14 protein-coding genes are annotated in these 16,777 nt (G+C 48.0%); 9 read left to right on the forward strand and 5 right to left on the reverse strand.

The genetic code is table 11. The features are described 5' to 3' along the window. Positions 1-5: 5 nt before the first annotated feature. The 4 genes from hda to ACO6VG_RS23320 form a co-directional block, all read right to left on the reverse strand. Positions 6-722 (reverse strand): DnaA regulatory inactivator Hda, encoded by a 717-nt coding sequence (gene hda, locus ACO6VG_RS23305; protein ID WP_422411389.1) that lies wholly within the window; start codon positions 720-722, stop codon positions 6-8. Beyond that, positions 722-862 carry a hypothetical protein gene (locus tag ACO6VG_RS23310; RefSeq protein ID WP_422134482.1) on the reverse strand — a complete coding sequence of 47 codons (141 nt, stop codon included), beginning with the start codon at positions 860-862 and terminating at the stop codon, positions 722-724. The genes hda and ACO6VG_RS23310 overlap by 1 nt, the downstream gene beginning before the upstream one ends. A 66-nt stretch (positions 863-928) precedes the next feature. Beyond that, on the reverse strand, positions 929-1,996 hold the full coding sequence (locus ACO6VG_RS23315) for an AI-2E family transporter (protein WP_422134483.1): 1,068 nt from the start codon (positions 1,994-1,996) through the stop codon (positions 929-931). Positions 1,997-2,073: 77 nt separating this feature from the next. Then, positions 2,074-3,147 carry a DUF2066 domain-containing protein gene (locus ACO6VG_RS23320; RefSeq protein ID WP_422475857.1) on the reverse strand — a complete coding sequence of 358 codons (1,074 nt, stop codon included), beginning with the start codon at positions 3,145-3,147 and terminating at the stop codon, positions 2,074-2,076. 327 nt (positions 3,148-3,474) lie between these two features. Here ACO6VG_RS23320 and purM point away from each other — a divergent pair, with 327 nt between their 5' ends. From purM to ACO6VG_RS23360, 8 genes are all read left to right on the forward strand, one after another. Next, positions 3,475-4,530 (forward strand): phosphoribosylformylglycinamidine cyclo-ligase, encoded by a 1,056-nt coding sequence (gene purM, locus ACO6VG_RS23325; protein ID WP_422475859.1) that lies wholly within the window; start codon positions 3,475-3,477, stop codon positions 4,528-4,530. Between the two features lie 405 nt (positions 4,531-4,935). Beyond that, complete coding sequence (purN, locus tag ACO6VG_RS23330; protein ID WP_422475861.1) at positions 4,936-5,601, forward strand: phosphoribosylglycinamide formyltransferase; 666 nt, start codon at positions 4,936-4,938, stop codon at positions 5,599-5,601. Between the two features lie 123 nt (positions 5,602-5,724). Continuing rightward, the gene (locus ACO6VG_RS23335) at positions 5,725-6,477 is read left to right on the forward strand and encodes a DUF3108 domain-containing protein (RefSeq protein WP_422134487.1); all 753 of its coding nucleotides are present in this window, start codon (positions 5,725-5,727) and stop codon (positions 6,475-6,477) included. A 162-nt stretch (positions 6,478-6,639) separates the two neighbouring features. Continuing rightward, complete coding sequence (gene gloA / locus ACO6VG_RS23340; RefSeq protein WP_422134488.1) at positions 6,640-7,047, forward strand: lactoylglutathione lyase; 408 nt, start codon at positions 6,640-6,642, stop codon at positions 7,045-7,047. Between the two features lie 29 nt (positions 7,048-7,076). Next, positions 7,077-8,252, forward strand: coding sequence for a membrane-bound lytic murein transglycosylase MltC (gene mltC, locus ACO6VG_RS23345; protein ID WP_422138462.1), 1,176 nt, complete (start codon positions 7,077-7,079; stop codon positions 8,250-8,252). 98 nt (positions 8,253-8,350) lie between these two features. Further along, entirely contained in the window at positions 8,351-9,655 is a 1,305-nt protein-coding gene (locus tag ACO6VG_RS23350) for a hypothetical protein (RefSeq protein ID WP_422134490.1), read from the forward strand. 101 nt (positions 9,656-9,756) lie between these two features. Continuing rightward, on the forward strand, positions 9,757-11,052 hold the full coding sequence (locus ACO6VG_RS23355) for a hypothetical protein (protein ID WP_422134491.1): 1,296 nt from the start codon (positions 9,757-9,759) through the stop codon (positions 11,050-11,052). Between the two features lie 48 nt (positions 11,053-11,100). Beyond that, entirely contained in the window at positions 11,101-13,656 is a 2,556-nt protein-coding gene (locus ACO6VG_RS23360; protein ID WP_422475863.1) for a hypothetical protein, read from the forward strand. A gap of 256 nt (positions 13,657-13,912) precedes the next feature. Here the strand turns inward: ACO6VG_RS23360 and ACO6VG_RS23365 are convergent, their stop codons facing one another. Beyond that, entirely contained in the window at positions 13,913-15,127 is a 1,215-nt protein-coding gene (locus ACO6VG_RS23365) for an argininosuccinate synthase (protein ID WP_422475865.1), read from the reverse strand. Between the two features lie 556 nt (positions 15,128-15,683). Between ACO6VG_RS23365 and pyrC the strand changes: the two genes are divergently transcribed. Continuing rightward, the gene (pyrC, locus tag ACO6VG_RS23370; RefSeq protein ID WP_422134494.1) at positions 15,684-16,736 is read left to right on the forward strand and encodes a dihydroorotase; all 1,053 of its coding nucleotides are present in this window, start codon (positions 15,684-15,686) and stop codon (positions 16,734-16,736) included. Positions 16,737-16,777 lie beyond the last annotated feature (41 nt).

A 16,777-nucleotide genomic window follows, 5' to 3' on the forward strand; every position in this document is an offset into this window, starting at 1 on the left:
CTTGATTACCAATTCATGACTTGTTTGACGAAGGGTATGGTCAACTTCCTTTTGGCCCTCAATGAAGCACTGTCCAGCTTTTGCAGCATCTTGAATAAATGCCCCATATCCCTGTTACTGCGGTATATGATATACCGGGCCACATCTTCATTCATATCCAGCCCGCGCAGGTGAGCCCGAAGCTGCAATGCCGACACTTTGTCCCTGTCGCTGAGAGGCTGAACCTGAAATACCAGGCCCCAGCTTAGTCTCGAGACCAGGTCAGGCAACAGGATAGAAAGTCTTTTGGGTGGGCAATCAGCCGCCACCAGCAGGCGAGTCCGGGAATCCCTGAGGCGATTGAACAGATCAAAAAGACCTTCTTCCCACTCTGGTATGCCTGCTACAGCATTCACATCATCAACACACACCAGTTGCAGTCTTTCCATGCCCTCCAGCAGCTTTGAAGGATAGTGAACAAGCTCTTTCATAGGCAGATAGATACTACGACCTTTTCTGCGATCAACCTGATGACAGGCAGCCTGAAGAAGATGACTGCAACCAACGCCGGGAGCTCCGTAGAGATAGATAAACTGTTCTGAGTCTATCCCACTGACCCGCTGATCCATATCCAGAATGTTGACCAGCGCAGCATTATCTCCGCTGAAAAAATTTTCAAAGGTGGCATCGTCCCTGATCTGAACACTGAGCGGTAATTGCACAGGCTGGCTCATATACGACATTAAATAGCCTTGAGCGGGAAATGCCGCTCAACCTTAACAATGGATAGACATTCCGAACCCTCTGTTGCAGCATTTGTATTGAAAAATGCCAGCTTCAGCGGGTTGATTGAATCTGCAAGAGACAGCTGCAACAAAATCATTTCACTTATCCCTCGTCTGAATGGCATGGCAAAATGAATTTCTGTTCGCTGCGGGCATAGATCACCTTACTCCCTCGGCTCACCAGCATTATACAGGTGGCTCGCCTTATAATTTCGATGCAGATGACGCAAGAGTACCATAATAATGGCTGCTAATGGCAGTGCTATTAGCATCCCGACGAAGCCCAGAATCTGCCCACCTGCCATCAGCGCAAAGATTACAGCCACCGGATGCAAACCAATCCGGTCACCCACCAGATAAGGTGTCAACACCCACCCCTCAAGAGCCTGTCCCAGGGCAAACACACCGGTCACCAAAAGTAACGGCAGGTAGCTGTCAAATTGAAAAATAGCCACTATGATGGCTGTGGTGAAACCAACCACAAACCCCATGTAAGGAATGATACTGACCAGCCCCGCCAGTAGTCCGATCAACAACGCAAACTGCAGGCCTACCGCCCAGAGTCCTATACCGTAGATCAACCCCAGGGCCAGCATGACCATAAGTTGACCCTTGAGGAAAGCACCCAAGACTTCATCGCATTCACTGGCCAGTTCAACCACAATAGGTTCAAGGTTGACAGGTAGCATCAGACGGATATGTTCCATCATATGATCCCAGTCGCGCAAGAGGTAAAAAGTCACAACCGGAACCAGGAACAGATTCACAAGAAAACCTATTACTGCCAGACTCGAGCTGGTGACTGAACGACCCAGCTGAGCCAGAAGCCCACCAGCTTTTTGCCACTCACCCGCCATCGCCTTGACCAGATGACTGATATCAAACCACTCAGGGTCCAGACCAGTGTATTCAACCAGTTTTGGGATGGCATTGATTCTGAGCCACTCTTCCCAGACCGGAAGCAACTGCATAAGGGTTTTAACTTGCTGGAATAATGCCGGTACCAGAATGAGCAGCATCAGTACCAGAAAAGTAAAAATCACCAGAAAAACCAGTGCCACCGAAAGTGACCGGGAGAGCTTCAGTCTTTCCAAACGATCAACCAGCGGATCGCCTAAATAGGCAAGCACAGCACTGATCGCAAAGGGTGTCATGACCGCCCCGACAAAATTAATCAGCACTACGCCAACCAATACGATGCCTGCTAGCATCCACTGTTGCTGTCTGGTCATTTTCTTCCTTCTATTGCAACTCGCCTTGCAGGGTGCATGCAAAAAACGCACTCCGGAATTTAATATCTGACTTCCTGTCAGCCTCCCAGCCAACGGTATTGCAACGTCTGGTTGACCTCATCAGTACCAGTCGCTCTCATCTTTCGTCCCAGGGCAATAGCATCCGATAATTGACTAAGCGTACCATCAATTAACAGCTCCAATTGAATTTTATTACCGCCGACCTTGACTGCCATCACATCCCTCACCGCCGTCAAACCTTTCAGGTATTTAATTAATCCTGCATAGTCCTGTGTGCTGTCAATACCCTCCACTTCCAGCATCGGATTGACACTGCTGCCACCAGAGATGACTGCATAGTGCCGGGAGAGGGAATTACCAATAAGATCAGCAATAGCCAGAGCCAGTCCTTCTGCAGAGAGGTCCTGGACTGTGGCATCAAACTGCTGATTTTTGAAGAGAAGAACCAGGCGGCCATTATAGCGTCCGCGCACTTCACTCAGACGCCCCCCTAATACAGCCTCAGAGCCATATCTTCTTGACGCCTGAGCCAACTTGTCCGAAAACAGTCCCCAGACATCAACATCAGAAATCGCAGCACTGTCTTCAAAGTCCATAAGAGGGAGAGTCACAGGCAATGAGCGGGCAGCCATAACATGCTCCAGATTATTCACCAGAGGTGAGTCTGCCAATTCTCTCAGAATCTGCCTGCCTCCCTGCTTTTCAATGGCTAACCAGACAATGGTATCTGGTCGGTTGGAACCCCAGATCCCCAAATCATTTTCTCGCAGCAGTCGATTAACTGCCGCTTCATTAAAACGCACCTGAAGAAAAAGTTGCTGTCCTGACTCGGTATCACGGCGTTCATAACCAAAACTCCGAACCAGCGCAGAGGCATTCTTAAGTGACTGTAACACCGCCTCATTACTGAGGGTACTGCGCTGCCCGGTTACTTTAACCAGGACCTCAGACAGAGCCTGCTTAATGGCTGCTTCCCTTTCCTCATTCCCCTGACTGGTGACAGGTACGCCGACACGATAAAGTCCGTTCATCTCTGCAGCAGGCAGCTGAATAGACAACAGGGCCAAAAGAAGGGTGAATATCAGTCTGGAAAGAGGGAACAATCGTTCCAGCTTGCATGTTTTATACATAATGTCCGGAATCAAAAACAGGCACTCTTCGTGAACAAACCGTCATAAACATCAATACAGCCAAAGGCCGGTTTACAGATGACAGCGACTTCCGACAAGACTGCTTATCTTTGTAAAGAGTACTAATTACCCAGACGAAACGCCCGGAGCCGATTATCCCTTCATTTTGCCATAACTTTCCGGTTTTGTAGAAAATCTTTCTTAAACATCAGGAGGCCGACCATAAAACCTGAGCAATAGCAGGCGGCTTTATGAATTTTTCGGGTTACGTTAGAATGCGCGCTCTGATCAATCCACTTTAGATTCCACGGTGCGGATACATCTCCGATGAGCAAAAGCGACCGCGATACAAATTCCCCTGTTTCTTCCCTGAGCTATAAAGACGCAGGTGTCGACATCCAGGCAGGCAACGCCCTGGTAGATCGCATCAAGCATGTAGCCAAAGCCACCTCACGTCCCGAAGTCATGGGCGGCCTGGGAGGCTTCGGTGCCCTGTGCCAGATACCATCAGGTTATAAAGAGCCGGTTCTGGTTGCCGGCACTGATGGTGTAGGCACCAAGCTGAAACTGGCTATGGATCTGGGCAGGCACGATACCATTGGTATTGATCTGGTGGCCATGTGCGTCAACGACCTGCTGGTTTCTGGTGCCGAGCCCCTGTTCTTCCTGGATTACTACGCAACCGGAAAACTCAATGTTGACGTTGCTGAGCAGGTCGTTACCGGTATTGGTGCAGGCTGTGAACAAGCTGGCTGCGCACTTATTGGTGGTGAGACCGCAGAAATGCCCGGTATGTATCAGGGCGAAGACTATGACCTGGCGGGCTTCTGCACTGGTGTCGTTGAAAAGTCCAATATCATTGATGGCAGCAAAGTTGCCGCCGGCGATGCTCTGATTGGCCTGAAATCCAGCGGCCCGCACTCTAACGGATACTCCCTGATCCGCAAGGTTCTGGAAGTCAGCCAGTCAGACCTGAGCAGTGAAGTTGATGGCAAGCCACTGACTGAAGCCCTGATGGCTCCAACCCGAATCTACGTCAAACCCTTACTACAGCTCCAGAAAGAACTGCCAGTCCATGCCATGGCACATATTACCGGCGGCGGTCTGACTGAAAACCTGCCAAGGGTTATTCCTGAAGGCTGTGTCGCCGTCATTAACACCAAAAGCTGGGAAATCCCGGAAGTTTTCAAACATCTGCAGCAAGCGGGCAACATTGCCCAGTCAGAAATGTACCTGACCTTCAACTGCGGTGTTGGCATGGTGGTCTGTGTTCCTCAATTACAGGCTGAACAGGCCGTAGCCAGACTGAATGAACTGGGTGAAGAGGCCTTCATCATCGGTCATATGGAATCAGGTTCTGGTGACAAAGTCGTTTACCGTTAAGGTAAAAAAGGCTTGATCAACATTTTCCTAGGAGCCTGACCGAGAATAGCGCCCGTAGCGAGGACGGCAGAAAATTGAGGATGAAAATTCGGTTTTGTGAGGAGAATAGCGAGCTATTTGACGAACAAAAGCGGATTTTCAGACCAATTTGCTGCCGCCGCAGTAGGGCAGTCTATTCTCGGTCAGGCTCCTAGCAGCCTGTCGGACTTGAGCGTCCGTAGCGAGGATTGCGAGAAATTGAGGATAAAAATTTCTGATTCCGAGGAGAATAGCGAGCTATTTGACGAGGGAGCAGGAATTTTTAGACCAATTTATCGCGACCGCAGTAGGACAGTCTTAAGTCCGACAGGCTGCTAGTGTTCTTCAAGCCTTTTACCAAAGCAGATAAAAATCTTGAGAGCGGAAATGACGGATAACCATCGAGTCGTCGTATTGCTATCGGGCAGTGGTACCACTTTACAGGCCATTCTTGATCAGCAGAAACAGTATTGCTATCAGGTGGTCGGGGTGCTCAGCAACCGTCCTGATGCCTATGGCCTGGAGAGAGCCCGGAAAGCGGAGCTTGACACCTTTAGCCTTGACCACAAAGGTTTCTCAAGCCGGGAATCATTTGATCTTGAGCTGGTGCAACGTATTGATGAGTTTAAACCTGACCTGGTTGTACTTGCAGGCTATATGCGCATACTCAGCCGTGCTTTTGTTAAGCGCTATCAGGGAAAACTGATCAATATACACCCTTCCCTGCTCCCCAGGCATAAAGGTTTGAATACCTATCAGTCAGCACTGGATGCCGGTGACAAAGAGCATGGAACATCGGTTCACTATGTCACGGAAGAGTTGGACAGTGGTTCTGTTGTGATGCAGGCGACGCTGGATATCACTGATGTTGATACAGCGAAGACGCTTGAACAGAGAGTCAAGGTCATGGAACACCACCTTTATCCCAAGGCTATAGACTGGATTGTTTCTGGCCGGATAACAATCCAGAACGATGCCATATTACTTGACAAAAAGCCGCTTGGCCCTCAAGGATATCGTATATCTGAAAAAAGTATCGCCACGGCAAACTGATTCCGTTTTAGACTTTTCTTGTTGATTCGAGCATTAAAAACGGTTTCATTGATGAGTGGCCATAAGCTGTGAATACCTCGCTGTTCCTGGCAGGAGGTATTCCCTTAAAAAGGAATTATCCTGATGACCCCTTTCAAGACCGTCTCAGCCATTTTGGCTTCTGGCCTTTTGATCGCCAGCACTCCTTCCATTGCACAACCCACAGAAGCTACGTTAAAGCCATTCACAGCGGAGTATAAAGCGGAAGTTTCCGGTATCAGTGGCTCAGGTACACGCAGTCTGAAAAAAGAGGGCGACCAGTGGGTTCTGGATTTTGGGGCCAGTGCATCGGTCATCATTGCTTCCATCAGTCTGGATGAAACCAGTCGCTTCAATCTACAAAAGGGTCAGGCACTTCCCCAGGATTACCAGTACGAGCGAAAGGGAATAGGTAGCAAACCGGCTAAAACTGCCCGATTTGACTGGAAATCCATGGAAGCCTCCTGGCAGCAGGCTGAGAAACAATCAAAGATCTCATTTAAATCTGGCGCCCAGGACCCTCTCTCATACCAGCTTCAACTTCGGCTGGACTTGAAGGCTGGAAAAAAAGAGCTGGTTTACCCGATTGTTGAGGATGATGAAGTCTACGAAAGGCGGTTTGTGATTGAAGCCGATGAAATACTGAATACACCCGCCGGCCCACTCAATACGACCCGTGTAAAAGTGGTTCGCGAAGATAAAGACCGCGAGACCTGGATCTGGTTTGCCAAAGACTGGGATTATGTTCTTGTGCAACTGCATCAGAAAGAAAACGGCTCAGACTATCTGATTCAGTTCAAAGGTGGTGAACTGGATGGCAAAACGATTAAAGGAATTACTCCCAAGCCATCCAAATAGATCTTGCGGGGGATCTCAGCCAGTCCCGATACAAAGGCTTCATAAAAGACTATCTGGTTTTGTGTTACGGATATAACGAACCCGCTGTCTGTTGCTTCGGGTTTCCGATAAAATGGCGGCTTCTGTTGCAACACTCCTTTACCTCAATGTCAGGAGCTTTCCGTGAGACTTCTCCACACTATGCTTCGAGTGGGCGACCTTGATCGCTCCATTGCTTTTTATACTGATATCCTGGGTATGAAACTGCTTCGAAAGCACGATAACGAGCAATACAAATACACTCTGGCTTTTGTTGGCTATGCCGATGAATCAGAACAGGCCGTTATTGAACTGACGTATAACTGGGGTACCAGTGACTATGACCCTGGTACGGGTTTTGGTCATATAGCCATTGGCTTTGATGATATCTATGCAACCTGTGAGAGCATCCGTGCCAACGGTGGCAAGATCACCCGTGAACCGGGTCCGGTCAAGGGCGGAACGACAGAGATCGCCTTTGTAGAAGACCCCGATGGCTACAAAATCGAAATGATCCAGAACAAAAGCGCATCCCGGGGACTTCAGGGATAAGGAAAAAACACAGGGAAGTGAACCAGTCAATGCCAGACAATCCTGAAAAACCTTCCGATACCTCTAGCAAAAAGACTCAGAGAATAGCTGCCCTCTGCCTGATGTTCCCTCTGCTTTCAGGCTGCTCCAGTCATTCAGCTGTTAACTATGCGACTGATGTTGTGGTTCGAGAGTTGGGTGGACCTGCAGCTGAAGTCTACTCAACGGTTAAGGCCGTCAAGAGTATCCAGAAAGATGTAATCGCCTTTGAAGCCCTGGTCAGGATTCTGTCAACAGAGGCCCGTGTTAACTGGGGTGACGAAAAAAGTGCCAGCAGGAAGGAATACGTCAAATACACCAACCATTACCGCACCCGGGTATTTGTTAACTTCGAACAGGGCAAGGTTCACGTTGAAACGCTGGATAGAGAAGACCTGAAACAAGCGATTATTGTCACCCTGCTGACGCCTTACAATCCTGATGAAGTTGACCTGTTCAGCGACAAAGCCGTCCCCATCGGGGAAGAGCCCATGCTTTATGGACAGGTCGTGGACCATCAGGGGCAGCCCATACGCTGGGAGTGGCGGGCCAGTCAGTTTGCCGACTACCTGATCGACCATCAGTTAACCACTCGTGCCAGCAGCAAGGGTACCGTTTACTCTGTTGATCTTGATCTGGTTGGCGACCATATGATCAAAAGACAGTATCAATACGCCGGTATCGTTCGACAGATGTCGCAAAGATACAAGATTAAGGAAAGTTTGATCTATGCGATCATGAGGACAGAGAGCAGTTTCAACCCCTACGCGGTGAGCCATGCTAATGCCTACGGTCTTATGCAGATTATCCCATCAACGGCAGGAAGAGATGTTTTCAAGCTGGTCAAACGTCGCAGTGGACAGCCCAGCAGACACTATCTTTTCAACCCGTTTAACAATATTGATGCAGGCACCGCTTATCTGCACCTTCTTGAAACCCGCTATCTGAAAAATGTCAGAGATCCACTGGTAAAGCATTACGCTATTATCTCTGCCTACAACGGTGGAACAGGCAATGTTTTGAAAACCTTCCATTCCAATCGCACCCGGGCTATAGAAATCCTCAATGAGATGGAACCAGAAGAAGCGTATTGGTCTCTCACCCGCAAACACCCCAGACAGGAATCAAGAAACTATCTGAAAAAAGTCACCAAAGCTCAGAAAGACTTTTACAACGGTGATGTCTGAATTTAGTTTTTGACGGCAAAACACACTTACTTTCTTGAATTGCCACTGCCCTGCTCTACCTTTCCTTATTCCAAAATCAGTAATGTACGAATCGAATAATGAAACGATCGTTTTTTGCGAAATTCCTGTTGCTGCTTTTCTCTTTGTCTGCCACCTGTCAGGCAGACTCGTTAAGAAGACGTTTTGCTGTCGAGCATAAACAGAGCACTCAGAGCTTTTCTGTTACGCGCAGCCTGAATTCGTTGCTGGACAATCGGAAGCACCTTCCCGACACAAAAGGCTATACAGTTTTATTGCCGCCTGATGACAAACCACACAAAGCTGGGGGTTACGGGCTACCAATGACCTTTATTGAGTCCATTTCCTGGCCATTACTTTACGCCACCAACGTGCTGCTTGCATACGAACTGATCCAGACCACCAGGGACCCTGCCCTGAGAGGCAAACCTTATTCATGGATACCTGAAGAAGTATTTGTCGCTGTCGGCTGGCTTTTAAAAAGTTACTGGAACCCCGATTCATTGCTGTTTAACCCGAGGGATCAACTGAGTCGGGATGATCCGTTTACGATCAACACTATGACGCTCCCCGGAGAAAACAAACAACAAAGTGACCAACAACAAAGCAACAAACAAAATCCGCCATCAGAATCATCTGGCCAGCAAGCCTCAGGGACAACCAGCCATGTCAGAGGCTCTGTCACCAACACCCTGTCGTCTGGCTCTAACGATGGTAATGAGAGCCCTGAACAAGACCAGCATACGTTGGGTTTAGATTGTTTCGTCAATTCCTGTCATGGTGTTTGTAAACTCCGACAATCATCCAATAGTAGTGAGCTAGCTGAACATCCCCTTAAACCAGAGACCCATGAGGCTGTCGCAAAAGTCGCGAGCAAAGCAGGTGTGCTTGTCTCACAAATCATAAAGCACATTAATCGATTAATATTTAATCACACGTTAAACGATGTGCATGCCAACGCGAATTCCCCTTCTCCGGATATTCAGACATTTGAGAATGCCATCGAGATACTTGAATTACTTGACCCTTCCGATATTTCAACAGACTTGGAACCGTTTAGTCTCTATCCAGAGATTGATTTCTATAATGCCTATCACCTCAATCATGCCTATGGTGATAGCGATAGCGATGACGATATCGATGGCTATGCTTATTATCACGTCTATTACAGAGGCAAGATGCTGTTCGCTATAATACGCACTGCAAATAAAACAAGCTTTTCATCTGCTCTTACATGTGGGATTTCAGTAAGCATTAAAACCGAAGTCTTATTTAATGAATTATATTATGCACCTGATGGCCCGGGTTACCAATCTGCAAAAAGGGAATTTGAGGAACAAAGGAAAAAACAGAGCAGTCAGGTAAACTGCAAACAACTCCTGTGAATGTTCAGGTGCATAAGAAGGCTGATGATCAAGACAGCTCTATTCCAAAGCGTTGCAATGGACAACACAGCAGGAATTTCCAACTATAAAACCAGTAACACATGGATCGAACATTGAAACAAACGTTCTTTGCTGCACTGATGTTGTTGCTTTCGCCTTTGTCTACCATCTGTCAGGCAGAGTCGTTAATAAGACATTTTGTTGTCGAGCATAAACAGAACACTCAGAGCTTTTCTGTTAAGCGCAGCCTTATTTCATTGCCGGACAATCGGAAGCACCTTCCCGACACAAATGTCTACGCAGTTTTTTTGCCGCCTGATGACAAACCACACAAACTTGGCGTTTACGGGCTACCAATGACCTTTATTGAGTCTATTTCATGGCCATTGCTTTACGCCTCTAACGTGCTGGTTGCATACGAATGGGCCCTGAACACCAGGAACCCTGCCCTGAGGGGCAAAACTTATTCATGGATACCTGAAGAAGTGTTTGTCGCTGTCGGCTGGCTTTTAAAAAGCTATTGGACCCCCGATTCATTGCTGTTTAACCCAATGGATCAACTGAGTCGGGATGACCCGTTTACGATCACCACTATGACGCTCCCAGGACAAAACAAACAACAAAGCAACCAACAAAACCCACCATCAGAATCATCGGGTCGGCAAGCCCAAGGGGCAACCCGCCATGTTACAGGTTCTATCAAAAGACTATTGTCGTCTTTATGTAACAAAGATAAAGAAGACCCTGAACAAGACCAGCATACTTTAGGTTTGGAGTGTTACGTCGATTCCTGTCATGGCGTTTGTAAACTCCGACAGGCATCCAATAGTAGTGAGGAAGAGAAGCTGAGTTCCACAGAAAGTTCGACAGGACAAAAGGCGAAAAAAAACAGGTTACAGGAAGTAGACGAGTATTCTGAGTCACTTGCTAACGCCGTGCCTGACATCGAAATTGATGAATCAAACACAACAGCAGATGACATTGTTTCAGAAATCATAGAGCACATGAATACGTTAATAACTATTCTCATTGAAAACGATGCGCATTATAAAGTCGAATCCCCTACCCCGGATATTCAGGTATTCAGGAATGCCATTGAATTACTTGAACATCTTGACCCTTCCGATATTTCACAAGGTCCGGAAGTGACTGACTCAAATTGTAACTACTCAATCCATGATGGCTATAGCGATACTTGGTATCTCGTCTACTACAGGGGTAAGGTGTTATTCACAGTAACACAAACTGGCAGTGAAGATAGATTTGAAGGTCACTGGACGTCTGGGGAGTCAGCAAGGATTAAAACCGAAGACTTATTTAATGAACTCTATTATGCTCCTGATGCTCCCGGTTATCAATTTGCAAAAAGTGAATTTGAGAAATGTAGAAAAGAATAACCTGTATCGACAACTTGAGAGAAACCCAGAGCCCCGGAGCTGGAGCATGTGAACCTGGTTTTTTGCAACACTCTATTTCATAGGGTGATCTATTTTTTCTTCCTGAAACCGGATAGCAAGGATAGAATTATTAAACACCCACTCTTTGTAGCACCATTTTTGCTGTTCCTGTCATTGCCTGCCATCTGTCAGGCCAAACCACTGACAAAACCTTTGCTGGTCGAGTTTGAACAGCATACAGGCTTTCAAAAACAGAGCCTCTCTATAAAGCTTGAACGGCACAGCTCATCATCAGACATCACCGACTCAAGCGGCTATGCAGAAGCAGGTTCACCGCCCGATGACAAACCACAGAGACCCGATGGTGATGGGGTAAAAACGCCCCTTATTGAGTCGATTTCCTGGCCATTGCTTTTCGCCACTCATATGTTGGTTGATTACAAACTGATCCTGACCATCAAAAAGACTCCCTTGAGATCCCCTTTTTCACGGCTATCTCCAGAAGTGCTTGCATTAGTCGATTGGCTTTTGCAAAGCTATTGGAGCGCCGATTCACCACTGTTTAACGCCATAGAACAACAAGCGCCGAGTCATGATCATCCGCATCAGGCCATTACTGTAACGTTTGGCTCCGGACACGACCAACATCAATACCAGCCGTCAGAATCGTCCAACCAGCAAGCTCCGCAAGCCAACACCCGCACTGCAGGCTCTTTTATTGCCCCTCAGAATACTGACTATCGGGGCGGTAACCGAGGCCCTCATCAAGACTCACATACTTTGGGTTTAAATTGTTTCATCCATCCCTGTCATGGCGTTTGTCAATTCCGACCATTATCCGATCCCGGGGGGCGCGCAGAACGGACGCTGGATATCGAAGAAGTTTCGATAGCCGAAAATAGCTTTTGCTCTCATTTGGTCAATGGATACTGTTTTATTTGCATGGACTATTTTGATCCTCCAAACACTACATATTCTCAAAACAACTCAATTTTCAGGTTATTGGGTAATTGCCCTGACACTCCAGTATTTGATTCTGATAAAGTATTTAAGGCAGAGGCGCATGACATTGATGTCAACCCGGCTAATAACTGCAACCCTATAGACGGGGTCGCCCTGGATGGGTTCGCTTTAGACTCAATGAGCGCAGGGGCTGCCTATACAAATGCATCTACCGGACCAGTCAGTGATGATCTGGCAATACCAGAGAATGATTGCCTTGCTCTCGAAGCCACTGCCCATTGCCAAAAGGCTCTGTCGGGTCACAAAAGCAAGCACCACCACAGGCAATTCATCTGTAACAAGATCGTGGCCTCAGAGGATGGTTATCTGCGGCCATGTGCAAAGATCTTCAAAAACTCTCCAACTCTGTCGACTCACAAAAGCAAATTTCACACCGGGCAAAAAACCTGTGACGTGACCCTGGTCAGGGAGGATGGCCAGCCTGGTCCATGCGGGACGGTCTGCAAGAACGCTCAAGACCTGTCGGAACACAAAAACAGATGCCACTCTGGGCAACAAATCTGTGACACGATCGTGGCCGTAGAGGATGGTCAGCTGCAGCCATGCGGAAGAGTCTTGTTACATGCTCGCTCCCTGCGGGAACACAAAAGAACATACCACCGCGTGGAAAAAACCTGTGACGTAACCCTGGTCGGGGAAGATGGCCAGCCGCAGCCGTGCGGGACGCTCTGTAAAAGTGTTCAAGTCTTGTCAGATCACAAAAGAAGTCACCATACCGGGCAACAAACCTGTGGCGAAACCCTGGTCGGAGAGAACGGCCAGCCTGATTCCTGTGGGACGGTCTGCAAAAACCCTCAAGACTCATCGGGTCACAGAAACAAATACGACTATCAGCAAAAAATCTGTGACGCGATCGTGGCTGGAAAGGATGGTCAGCCCCAGCCGTGCGGTAAGGTCTGCATACATGCTCGCTCCCTGCGGGGTCACAAAAAAAGAAACCACAGCGTGCAAAAAATCTGTGACGTAACCATGGTCGGGGAAGATGGCCAGCCGCAGCCATGCGGGACGGTCTGCAAAAGTGTTCAGGTCTTGTCAGAACACAAAAGAAGACGCCATACCGGGCAAAAAACCTGTGCCGAAATCCTGGTCGGAGAGGATGGCCAGACGCGACCATGCGGAAAGATCTTCAAGAACGTTAAAGCCCTGTCAGATCACAAAGCCGGATATCACAGCGGACAAAAAACCTGTGACGTAGCAGTGCCCGGGGAGGATGGTCAGCTGCAGCCATGTGCAACGGTCTGCATGAATGCTGTAGCCCTCCTGTATCACAAAAAAATAAAACACACCGGGCAAAAAACCTGTGACGTAAAAGTGATCAGGAAGGATGGCCAGCCTCAGCTATGCGGGACGGTCTGCAAGAATCCTAAAGCCCTGTCGGATCATAAAAGAAGAGAGCACACCGGGCAACAAACCTGTTACGAAAAGATGATTGGGAAAGATGGCCAACTGCGACCATGCGGAAAGATCTGTGACAATGCTCAAGCACTTTGTTGTCATAAAAGAATGCATCGAAAACGCAAACATGTTGATGTGTTCAATAACGATGAATTCAGCAATCCAGAAGGTAAAATGCACAAGTAACGGCCTGATCTAGCCCTTTCGAGGCTGTCGCAAAAGTGCCGCGCTTCGCTGATACCGCGTTAAAAAGTGGCTCAAAATGCTCATTTACTCGCTGTAAACTGCGCTTTTTTGCCACTTTTTGCCTTGTCTCAGCCTTGCTCGCACTCTTGCGACAGCCTCTGGGGCATGGGAACCAAAGCTTTAGAAAGCTTTAGGACACCCGAAGTAGGGGGCGGGTGATGAACTGAGTTCAAAAAGCAACATTTTACTCACTCAATTAACCAGGATTACGCCCCTTATTGGCAGCAATTCTCAGCCTCAATGCATTCAGCTTGATAAAGCCTTCAGCATCTGCCTGATCATAAGCACCGGCATCATCTTCAAAGGTGGCAATATTCTCATCAAACAGGGAATCATCAGACTGACGACCAACAACCGTTACATTACCTTTATAGAGTTTCAAACGTACGACACCATTCACGCAACCCTGACTTTCATCAATCATCTTCTGAAGCATCTCACGCTCGGGAGACCACCAGTAGCCGTTGTAAATCAGTTTCGCATACCTGGGCATCAGTTCGTCTTTCAGGTGTGCCACTTCACGATCAAGAGTAATGGACTCAATCGCCCTGTGGGCTTTCAGCATGATGGTTCCACCCGGAGTCTCGTAGCAACCACGGGACTTCATACCGACATAACGATTCTCAACGATGTCCAGACGACCCACACCATTCTCTCCACCCACCTTGTTCAGGTAAGTCAAAACGGTTGCGGGCGTCATTTCCTGACCATCGATGGCAACGATATCACCTTTCTTATAGGTCAGCTCAAGATACAGTGGCTGATCCGGGGCATTTTCCGGAGCTACACTCCAGCGCCACATATCCTCTTCGGCTTCAGCCCATGGATCTTCCAGGATGCCACCTTCGTATGAAATGTGCAGCAAGTTGGCATCCATAGAATAAGGAGACTTACCTTTCTTCTTTTCAACCTGTATACCGTGCTCTTCACAATAGGCCAGCAGTTTTTCACGGGAATTCAGATCCCACTCACGCCACGGAGCTATTACCTGTACACCTGGCTTCAGAGCATAAGCGCCCAGTTCAAAACGCACCTGGTCATTACCCTTGCCGGTAGCACCGTGGGAGATAGCATCGGCTCCCGTCTCATTGGCAATTTCAATCAAACGCTTGGAAATAAGAGGACGGGCAATAGAAGTACCCAGCAGGTACTCGCCTTCATAGATGGTATTGGCCCGGAACATCGGAAACACAAAATCCCGAACAAACTCTTCACGCAAATCTTCGATATAGATCTCTTTGATGCCCAGTGCCTCTGCTTTGGCCCTGGCAGGCTCAACTTCTTCACCCTGACCCAGATCCGCAGTAAATGTAACAACTTCGCACTGATAAGTATCTTCCAGCCATTTGGCAATGACTGAGGTATCCAGTCCACCCGAATAGGCCAGTACCACTTTTTTGATCTCTTTCACCGTGCACTCCCAATTCCCGATACGGTAAACCTGATTGATTGAAGAGTATTGATGATCCAAAATTGAAAATCAATATTTATTCAAAAAATCTACATATTAATTCAATATTCCCATTTTTTATGGCTACCTCTTAACTCTGAAAGCCCGATGTGGAAATTACCCAACCGACTTCCGATAGCCACAGAGCGGACACCATTATTCTCGAATGCTTCCCTATTTTCCAGACCGGGGAATCTCAAAAGCACTTCACCTGAACTGATAAAGACCGAAAATGTGCAAACAACTGAAAATCAACGCCTTTGAAGTCCTGCAAATTGATCGAAGGGCATGCTCTGAACGGCAAATATTACTACCAAGCCTGCATGATTTTAGATACGATGCTAGCCCGGTGAAGGGGGTCTCCTGAACTCTCCAATCTACTCCATTTTATTCACGTGCTTTTTTGATCATCCCGTGCTGTATTTAGCGGACTCAAGATAAAAACACGATTAAACTGTTGCTACTTAGCAGTCAACCTTTCTTTTCCGGAACAGGTACTCTTCAGAAGATGACGCAAATGCCCATAGCGAAAGAAAAGCTCTCCCTGACACGTCCTGATGACTGGCATATCCACCTGAGAGACGACGCAGCCCTGGCTGAAACAGTGCGTTCAGCAGCCAGAAACTTTACCCGGGCTATTGTCATGCCTAATCTGCGTCCACCGGTACTGGACGCCGATGATGCTGCCGCTTACAAGGCCCGAATCCTTGAGCATGCGCCTGCTGGTAGTCAGTTTGAACCACTGATGACACTTTACCTGACGGATAACACCACCCCCGAAATGGTTCGTGAAGCCAAGGCCAGAGGCGATGTCAAAGCTCTGAAGCTCTATCCAGCCGGAGCGACCACCAACTCTGACTCAGGTGTCACTGATATCAACAATATTGAGGAAAGTCTGAAGACCATGGCTGAGGTTGGCCTGCTGCTGCTGGTACATGCTGAAGTCACTGACAAAGACATTGATATCTTCGATCGTGAAAAAGTTTTCATTGATCGTTACCTGCGAGACATTACTCTTCGGCACCCTGACCTGAAAGTGGTCATGGAACACATCACCACCGCTGATGCGGTCGAATTTGTCAAAAGCAGCCACAGCAATGTCGCCGCCACGATTACTGCACACCACCTGCTTTACAATCGCAACGATATGCTGGCAGGAGGCATTCGCCCCCATTATTACTGCCTGCCAATCCTGAAGCGTAATAGCCACCAGCAGGCCTTACTGGAAGCCGCAACCAGTGGCAATCCGAAATTTTTCCTTGGCACCGACTCTGCACCTCATACGGTAGATGCAAAAGAAACCTCCTGTGGCTGTGCAGGTTGCTATACCGCACCGGCAGCTCTGGAATTGTATGCTGAAGCCTTTGAGAGCATGAATGCACTGGATAAACTGGAAGGATTTGCCAGCCACTTTGGTCCGGATTTTTACGGTCTACCCAGAAACCAGGCTTCTGTAACCCTGATTAAAGAAGAATGGCAATTGCCAGAGTCTATCCCCCTGGGCGACAATCAGGTGATTCCTCTGCGTGCAGGCGAAACCCTGAACTGGCGTTTACAAACCCAGGACTAACACTGAAGACCGGAAAGTCAGCCCTCAGAAGGCTGACTTTC

This window comes from Endozoicomonas sp. ALB032, from assembly GCF_049310125.1.
Taxonomy (GTDB): Bacteria; Pseudomonadota; Gammaproteobacteria; order Pseudomonadales; family Endozoicomonadaceae; genus Endozoicomonas_A.